The 8,026-nt window shown below is 74.5% G+C and carries 8 protein-coding genes; 5 read left to right on the forward strand and 3 right to left on the reverse strand.

What is annotated here, in order from left to right; genetic code table 11:
- Nucleotides 1-46 precede the first annotated feature (46 nt).
- The 4 genes from FL625_RS03015 to FL625_RS03030 all read left to right on the forward strand — a co-directional run bounded on the left by FL625_RS03015 (nt 47) and on the right by FL625_RS03030 (nt 4,420).
- The gene (locus FL625_RS03015; protein WP_149587116.1) at nt 47-1,438 is read left to right on the forward strand and encodes an FAD-dependent oxidoreductase; all 1,392 of its coding nucleotides are present in this window, start codon (nt 47-49) and stop codon (nt 1,436-1,438) included.
- Nucleotides 1,429-2,601, forward strand: coding sequence for an MFS transporter (locus tag FL625_RS03020; RefSeq protein WP_149587117.1), 1,173 nt, complete (start codon nt 1,429-1,431; stop codon nt 2,599-2,601). The genes FL625_RS03015 and FL625_RS03020 overlap by 10 nt, the downstream gene beginning before the upstream one ends.
- Before the next feature lie 184 nt (nt 2,602-2,785).
- A complete protein-coding gene (locus FL625_RS03025) occupies nt 2,786-3,610 on the forward strand; it encodes an AraC family transcriptional regulator (RefSeq protein ID WP_149587118.1) in 825 nt (274 codons plus the stop codon).
- Nucleotides 3,611-3,691: 81 nt separating this feature from the next.
- Complete coding sequence (locus FL625_RS03030) at nt 3,692-4,420, forward strand: VOC family protein (protein ID WP_149587119.1); 729 nt, start codon at nt 3,692-3,694, stop codon at nt 4,418-4,420.
- Between the two features lie 35 nt (nt 4,421-4,455).
- Here FL625_RS03030 and FL625_RS03035 read toward each other — a convergent pair whose 3' ends face one another.
- Genes FL625_RS03035 through FL625_RS03045 form a run of 3 tightly spaced genes read right to left on the reverse strand, consistent with a single transcriptional unit; the run spans nt 4,456 to nt 6,892 of the window.
- Nucleotides 4,456-5,337 (reverse strand): GNAT family N-acetyltransferase, encoded by an 882-nt coding sequence (locus tag FL625_RS03035; protein ID WP_149587120.1) that lies wholly within the window; start codon nt 5,335-5,337, stop codon nt 4,456-4,458.
- Nucleotides 5,334-6,017, reverse strand: coding sequence for a B3/B4 domain-containing protein (locus FL625_RS18470; protein ID WP_200833859.1), 684 nt, complete (start codon nt 6,015-6,017; stop codon nt 5,334-5,336). Before FL625_RS18470 ends, FL625_RS03035 begins: the two co-directional genes overlap by 4 nt.
- The gene (locus FL625_RS03045) at nt 6,014-6,892 is read right to left on the reverse strand and encodes a DMT family transporter (protein ID WP_149587121.1); all 879 of its coding nucleotides are present in this window, start codon (nt 6,890-6,892) and stop codon (nt 6,014-6,016) included. The genes FL625_RS18470 and FL625_RS03045 overlap by 4 nt, the downstream gene beginning before the upstream one ends.
- A 60-nt stretch (nt 6,893-6,952) precedes the next feature.
- On the opposite strand from FL625_RS03045, the gene FL625_RS03050 reads away from it, so the two are divergent.
- Nucleotides 6,953-7,819, forward strand: a complete 867-nt coding sequence (locus tag FL625_RS03050) for a helix-turn-helix transcriptional regulator (RefSeq protein ID WP_200833860.1) — start codon at nt 6,953-6,955, stop codon at nt 7,817-7,819.
- Nucleotides 7,820-8,026 lie beyond the last annotated feature (207 nt).

Raw genomic sequence — 8,026 nt, forward strand, 5'->3', positions numbered from 1 at the left:
GTGCCTGTAATTTCCATGTTTCCAGAAAATATGAAGGAGTGAAGCGATGAGCAAGACCGTGGCGATCCTGGGGGCCGGGCCGGTGGGGCTGGCCGCCGCCGCCCATGCGCTGGAGCGCGGGCTGTCCCCGCTGGTGCTGGAGCAGGGCGCGGCCGTGGGCCATGCCGTCCGCGCCTGGGCGCATGTGCCGATGTTCTCGCCCTGGCGCTTCGACATCGACGCGGCGGCGGCGCGGCGGCTGGCGGCCGAGGGCTGGCAGCAGCCGGACCCCGCGGCGCATCCGACCGGCGGGGAACTCCTGCGCGACTATCTCGAGCCGCTCGGCCGGTCGCTTTCGCCCTGGATCCGGCCCGGGCGGCGCGTCGTCGCCGTTTCGCGCGAGGGGATCGACAAGGTGCGGGACGCCGGGCGCGGCGCGGCGGCCTTCGTGATCGAGACCGAGGGGCCCGCAGGCCCCGAACGGTACCGGTCCGAGGCGGTGATCGACGCCACCGGCACCTGGTTCCAGCCCAATCCGGGCGGCGCGGGGCGGCCGGTGCCGGGCGAGGCGGGCAACCCGGCCGTCAGCTACGGGATGCCGGATGTGGCGGGGGCGGCGCGGGCCCGTTATGCCGGGCGGCGGGTCGGCGTGCTGGGCGGCGGGCATTCGGCCATCGGCACGCTGATCGCGCTGGCGGACCTGCCGGGCACCAGTGCCGTCTGGCTCTGCCGCGCGGCCACCACCGCCCGGGCGATGGGCGGCGGCGCGGCCGACCGGCTGGCCGCGCGCGGGGCCCTGGGGCTCGACATGGCGCGGCTGATCGCCGAGGGCCGTGTGCGCGTGGAAACCGGCTTCCGCCTGGCCGCCATCGCGGGCTCGGGGCCGATCCGCGTGCAGGCCGAGGACGGGCGCAGCCTCGACCTGGACGAGCTGGTGATCGCCACCGGCTTCCGCCCCGACCTTGCCCCCCTGCGCGAAGTGCGCGTGGCGCTCGACCCCGCGCTGGAATGCCCGCCGGCGCTCGCGCCCCTCATCGACCCGAACCTGCATTCCTGCGGCACGGTGCGCCCGCACGGGGCGGCGGAACTCGCCCATCCCGAGCCCGGATTCTTCATCGCCGGGATGAAGTCCTACGGCCGGGCACCGACCTTCCTTCTGGCCACGGGGCACGAGCAGGTGCGCTCGATCGTTGCCGCGCTGGCCGGGGATGCGGCGGCGGCGGCGCGGGTGGAGCTGGCGCTGCCCGAGACCGGCGTCTGCAACGGCCCCGCCCCGCAGCCGGCCAGGGCCGCCGCCGCCGCGTCGGGCTGTTGCGGCGGCCCTGCGGCGACGCGGGCCGATGCCTGCTGCGCGCGGGACGCGGCGGCGAAGGACGAAGGCAAGGCCGGCTGCGGCTGCGATGCGGCCCCGGCCGCGCCGACCGAGACCGTGCCCGCCGCGGCCGCCGCATGCTGCTGAGCCTGCCGCCCGCCCGCCGCGGCGCCGTGGTCGCAGCACTCGGCACCGCACAGACCATCGCCTGGGCCTCGAGCTATTACATCCCCGCGGTGCTGGCCGCGCCGATGGCCGCGGCCTTCGGCCTGTCGCCGGTCTGGGTCTTCGGCGCCTTCTCGGCGGCGATGGCGGTTTCGGCCGTCATCGGCCCCTGGGCCGGGGCGCGGATCGACGGCTTCGGCGGGCGCGGCGTGCTGATGGCGTCGAACCTCGTCTTCGCCGTGGGGCTCGGGCTGATGGCCGTGGCACCCGCGCCGGCCGTGCTGTTTGCGGGCTGGGCGGTCATGGGCATCGGCATGGGAATCGGACTTTACGAGGCGGCCTTCGCCACGCTCGCCGGGCTCTACGGGCGCGCGGCGCGCGGGCCGATCACCGGCATCACCCTGATCGCGGGTTTCGCGAGCACGGTGGGCTGGCCGCTCTCGGGCCTGATGCTGGCCGCCTGGGGCTGGCGCGAGGCCTGCCTCGGCTGGGCGCTGATCCACCTTCTGGTCGCGCTGCCCTTGAACGCGCTCTTGCCGCGCCCCGCCGGGACGCCCCCGCCCGAAGCGGCACCCGAGGCCGCAGGCACCGCCGCCGCCTCCCCGCCGCCGCGGCTGGCGATGGCGCTCCTGGCCTTCGTCTTCGCCGCGACCTGGTTCACCTCCACCGCCATGGCCGCGCATCTGCCGGGCCTGTTGCAGGCGGCAGGTGCCAGCCCCGCCGCTGCGCTCGCCGCGGGGGCGCTGATCGGCCCGGCGCAGGTGGCCGCCCGGCTGCTCGAGTTCGGGCTCCTGCGCCGGCTGCATCCGCTGGTCTCGGCGCGGCTCGCCGCCGCGGCGCATCCGCTGGCCGCGCTGGGGCTCGCCGCGCTCGGCGCCCCGGCGGCGCACGGCTTCGCGCTGATGCACGGGGCGGGCAACGGCATCCTGACCATCGCCAAGGGCACGCTGCCGCTCGCGCTGTTCGGGGCGGCGGGCTATGGCGCGCGTCTGGGCTGGCTCAACGCGCCGGCGCGCGTGCTGCAGGCCGCGGCCCCGCTGATCTTCGGCGCCGCACTCGCGGCCTGGGGCCTCGGCGCGCTCTGGGTGACGGCGGGGCTGGGGGCGCTGGCCACGCTGGCGCTGTTCGGCCTGCGGCGGGGCTGAGGCCGGGCGGCGACGGCCCCCCTGTCCTGCGATATGGCGCGGTTTCGCAAGGTCGGATGCCCGACGGGGTGCCTCTCTGCAGAACCCGATGGCTGGTCCGACAGGCCAGACGCCGGCCTGTTTGACGCAAGGACTCACCTCGCATATACTTTCGCCATCAGCTTCGCGCTCCCACGGACCCAAGATGCGCCTGACCCGCCTGCCCCTGCCGCAGCCCCTGCGGCGCGTCGTCCACCAGATGTGGATCTTCGAAAGCGCCTCCGGCCTGCCGCCGGGCGACCTGCGCACGGTCGTGCCGAACGGGCGCACCCGGCTGATCCTGCCCTTGCGCGGCGACCTGACGGCCGCAGGCCAGGGCAGGACCTGGACGCTCGGCGCGGGCCGGGCGGGCCTGGTGGGCCAGTGGGACATGCCCGCCGTCCTTTCGGCACCTGCCGAACCGCTGGTGACGCTGGGGGTCGAATTCACCGCGACGGGACTCGCGCTGCTCTGCCCCGAGCCGCAGATGCGGCTGGCCCGCGGCATCCATGCCCTGGACGACCTGATGCCGGACCCGGGCGCGGTCCCGCTGGCACGGATCGCCTCGGCCGAGACCCCGCGCGAGGCCGCCATGCTGTTGCAGCAGGGGCTCCTGAAGCGGCTTCTTGCCCGCGATCCGGGCGGCGAGACGCTGGCCGAGGCGACGATCCGGCTGATGCGCGGCGCGGGTCTCGGTTCCGACCTGGGCTGGCTTGAGCAGCGCACCGGCTATTCCCGCCGGTATCTCTCGGCCCGGTTCCAGCGCGACGTGGGCCTGTCGCCGGCGCGGTTGCAGACCATCCTCGCCTTCGAGGCGCTCTACCGCGACTTCGCCCGCCACGGGGTCGCCCGCGCGATGGTCGATGCGGCGCTCGACCGTTTCCACGACCAGCCGCATTTCACCCGGGTGTTCCGGGCGATGACCGGCCTTCCCCCGGCGCGCTTTGCCGCGCGGGGCAACGCATTCGGACAGCTCTTCTATCGCGATTGATCGGGTTCCCGATCGTGCAAGACCGCCGCCGCGCCGCGCGCCAGACTGCGCCCTGTCGATCAAGCAAGAGGAGACCGGACGATGCGACGCCTTTCCAACTGGACCGAGATCCCCGTGCGCGACATGGCCCGCGCCCGCGCCTTCTGGGGCGCACTGCTGGGCGCGGACCTGCCCGAGACCGGTTTCGGCCCCGAGACCTATGCCATGTTCCCCGCCGCCGACCCCTTCAACACCGGGGCGCTGGTGGCCGGGCCGGGGCGCGTGCCCACTGCCGACGGCGTGCGGCTCTACCTCGACGCCAGGGGCCGGATCGCCGCGATGCATGCCGCCGCGCTGGCTGCCGGCGCCCAGGAGGTGATGCCGCCCACCGTCCTGTCCGACGAGGCCGGCGAGGTCTCGCTGTTCCTCGACCCCGAGGGCAACCTGGTGGGCCTGCAATCCCCGCTCGGGGCGGTGGGCGACGATCAGGTGACCGACAGCGTGATGCGGGCGCTCCTGGCCGGCACGCAACCGGGCATCGGCTTCCTTTTGCACCGGGGTCCGGGCTTCGACGATCCGGCGCTTGCGCATCTGCAATGGGAGCATGCGCGCAACATGTTCACGCTGATGAAGCGCGGGCTTCTGGCGCATGTCACGGCCTTTCCGGCCGGAACGGGCGTGCTGGGCTTCGGCCTGCTGACGCTGGCCACGACGGAGGCGGCCGAGGCGCTTCTGGCCGAAGACCCGGGCGTGCGCAGCGGGCGGCTGCGCGCCGAGGTGCTGGGCGCGATGACCTTCACGGCCGACCGCCACGCGCACCTTCTGCGCTGACGTTTCCCGGCGAGGCCTGGGCCGCCGGTCGCCGTTTACAGCGCGCGGACCAGCACCGGCAGCATCCGGCCTGCAATGGCGTCGGACGGGGCGTCGCCCGCGTGGCGGAACCCCTGCGCCGCGTAGAAGCCCGCAGCCTGCGGGTCGGAGAGCACGCGCAGGGCGCGCGCGCCCTCGGCCCGGGCGCGCCCGGCCGCCCAGTCCAGCAGCGCGCGGCCCACGCCCCGGCCCATGCAGGGCGGATCGACGAAGAGATGTTTCAGCTCGGCCACGCCCCCGGCATCGGGCGCGCGCAGCGCCGCCACGCCGGCCGGGCGCCCGTCCAGATCGGCCACCGCCACGCGCCCGGCGGCGAACAGGTCGGCGGCGAGGGCAAGCTTGGGCGCAGCCTGTGCCATGAAGGCCGCGTCGTAGCCCCAATGCGCCTTGGACCGGATGGCCAGCGCGTGCAGCGCCCCGGCCTCCCCGGCCCGGCCCGCGCGCAGGGCGATCGCCCCGGCGGCCGGTGCCGCGGCATGGGCAGCCAGCGCCGCCAGATGCGCCTGCCATCCCGCGCGGTGCGCCGCGGCAAGGCCCTTCGCCCCGTCCCCCAGCGCCGCCCACCCCTCATGCGTCAGGCGCAGCCGCGTGCCCGTGCCCTCCGGGTTCAGCACCAGCGTCACCCGCGTCTCCGCCGGCCAGTCCGCATCGGCCCAGGAGAGCACCAGCCGCGACGGCGGATCGAAGTCCAGCACCCGCCCCGCGGTGACGACCTCGCGCGCGCCATCCCGCCAGACCTCGCGGAAGCCGCCGCCCGGCCGGGCGTCGAGCGCCATGTGCGCCCCGAACCAGACCCGCACCGCCGCCGGATCGGTGAGGCAGGCCCAGACCCGCGAAGGCGGGGCGTCGATGGCGATGTCAAGCTCTATCCGGTTCATCCGCCCGCCTCCCACACTGCTGCCTCGCGCACCCTGCCGCCCGCCGCGGTCAACCCCGTCGCCAGCGCCGCCGCCATGGCCGCCAGATCCGTCTCGGCCCCGTCGTGCAGCGCCTCGGCCACCAGCAAGGCCCGCCGCGTGCCGGCCGTCACCGCCGCGACGGCCCCCTGACGATGCGCCCAGCGCCGGGCATGGGCAAGCCCCGCCCCGTCGCGGAAGATCACCTCGCCCGGCGCGGGCCGCTCCTCCGCCCCGCCGAAGGTCACGAATGGCTCGTCGCCCGCGGCGAAGGTCACCGTCAGGTCGCCCGCGATGCGGTCGAAGTCGAAGACGGCAAGCGGCAGGCCGAAGGCCGCCGAGACGGCGTTGCAGAGATCCACCAGCGGCCCGACCCGCGGCAGGGCACCTTCCAGCCGCAGGCGGCGCAAGAGCGCCTCTGACGCGCAGCGCACCTGCGTGGGCTTCAGCCCCATCGCGGCATAGGCGGCGCGCCAGGCGCGGATTTCGGGCCATTCGCCCTCGGGGGCGCGGGCCAGGCGGGCGCGGGCGCGGTCGGCGAAGGGGGCGGGGTCGAGGGCCGCGGGGGCGAGGCGGTCGAGCCCCTCCGCGACCAGCACCGCTACCCGCAGCGCGGGGAATCGGGCGAGGAGCGCAGGGTCATGTGCGAAACGGGCGGTCACGGCCGCACCTCCCGCTCCCGCGGCCGCGCGAGGATCAGGACGGCAAGCGCCACGGCCGCGAGCCCCAGCCCCTGCGCCGGGCCGAAAGGCTCGCCCAGCACCAGCACCGACAGGGCGACGGCCGTCACCGGCGCGACGGCGGTGAAGACCGCCGCCTCGGCCCCCGGCACCCGCGCCGCCCCGGCATACCAGAGCAGGAACCCACCCACCGTGGGCACCAGCGCATACCAGGCGACGGCGGCGAGCGCGATGGGCGGCAGGCCCGCCCCCGGCGCCTCTGCCAGCGCGAAGGGCAGGGTCAGCACAAGGCCGAGCCCGGTCATCACCGTGGCCTGCGGCAGGGGCGAAAGCGGCGTGCCCATCCGCTTCTGCATCAGGATGAAGGCGCTTTCGCAGAGCACCGCCCCGAGCACCAGCGCGATGCCGGCGAGCGACCCTGGCCCGCCCCCCTGCCATGCGACGGCCATGACGCCGAAGGTCGCACAGGCCACCGCCAGCACCGTCCGCGGCTGCGGCCGCTCGCCGAGGACGAGAACGGCGAACAGCGCCGTCACCGCCGGCAGCGTGCCGATAACCACGCCCGCATCCGTCGCCGGCAGAAGCGCAAGCCCCGAGATCAGCAGCACCGTGTAGCCCGCGCTCCCTGCACCTGCCTGCAGGGCGAGGAGCGCCCAAGTCGCCGGCCGCAGGCGCGGCAGCCGCACCCCGCGTGCGGCTATCAGCAGGATCAGAATCGGCAGCGCCAACGCGAAACGAAGCGCGGTGGCGGTGAAGGGGGGGATCGCGTCAACAATCAGCTTCGAGGCGATCACAGTCGTCCCCACCGTCGCCATCGCCAGCGCCAGGAGGATGTAACCGAGAGTTCTTTGCGGCATTGCTAGGTTCCTTTTCCGCCGCTGCTTGCCGGATTGCAAAGCCGTCGGTCTTGAACGAAATTGCGCTGGGAGTTGCCGGGCAAGGGTCGCGGCACCCTCGCCGAAGGAGATCCATCCGTGCCGCGATACTCCGATCCTCAACCGTCCGCGGAAGCGATCCGCCCCATTCGCACCTCGCTTTCCGGTGTATTGGCGGTCGAGGCCGACTCCTCGCGCGCCTTCGGGCGGCACACGCACGAAGAGTTCGGCATCGGCGTGTTGCTAGCCGGCGCGCAAGACTCGGCCAGCGGCCGCGGGCAGGTGCGGGCCGAGCGCGGCCAGGTCATCACCGTCAATCCCGGCGAGGTGCACGACGGCCTGCCGGTGGGCGGTCCGCGGCGCTGGCGCATGCTCTTCTTCCGCCCCGCGGTGCTTGCCGCAGGCTTCGAGTCGGTCGGGCTGCCGCCCGGGTCGGAACTGGCACATCCGGTGCTCGACGATCCGGCGACGGCGCGCGCCGTGGTCGCCCTGCAGGCGGCGGCAGCCGCCTCTGTCGCCGATCCGCTCGCGGTCGAAAGCCTGCTGGCCGAGACCGTCGCCGCCCTGACGGATCGCTGCGCCAGCCACACCCGACCGGTGCTGCCGGCCGTCGTTGCAGCGCGCCAGGCGATCGACGACGACCCTGCGGCGGACTGGCGTCTCGCCGATCTGGCCGAACTTTGCGGCCTGAACCGCTTCCACTTCCTACGGACTTTCCGTGCAGCGACCGGCCTGCCCCCGCATGCCTACCGGACCCAGCGCCGCTTGCATATGGCGTGTCGGCTGATCGGTGCGGGCTTGCCGCTGGCCGAGGTCGCTGCTGCCTGCGGCTTCGCCGACCAGTCGCACCTCAACCGCCATTTCCTCCGCAGCTACGGCTACACGCCCGGCAGCCTGGCCGCCTCGTGAGCCGGGCAACGCAAGTGCAGACGACGGGACGGAGGTGGAGAAGGTCCGACGCCCGACCCGTCCCCTCCGCCACTTGCCCTCGTGAAAGCGTTCTCCCGATCCGGCTGCGGCCGGATTTTCTCGTTGTTTTCGAGGGTTGTGCGGGATGGGCTTGACCTGCCCCCCGGAAGTTCCCTCGCTGTGATGTAGAGTCTGCCCAACCTGAGA

The sequence above is a fragment of the Tabrizicola flagellatus genome, from assembly GCF_008271465.1.
Lineage (GTDB): Bacteria > Pseudomonadota > Alphaproteobacteria > Rhodobacterales > Rhodobacteraceae > Tabrizicola > Tabrizicola flagellata.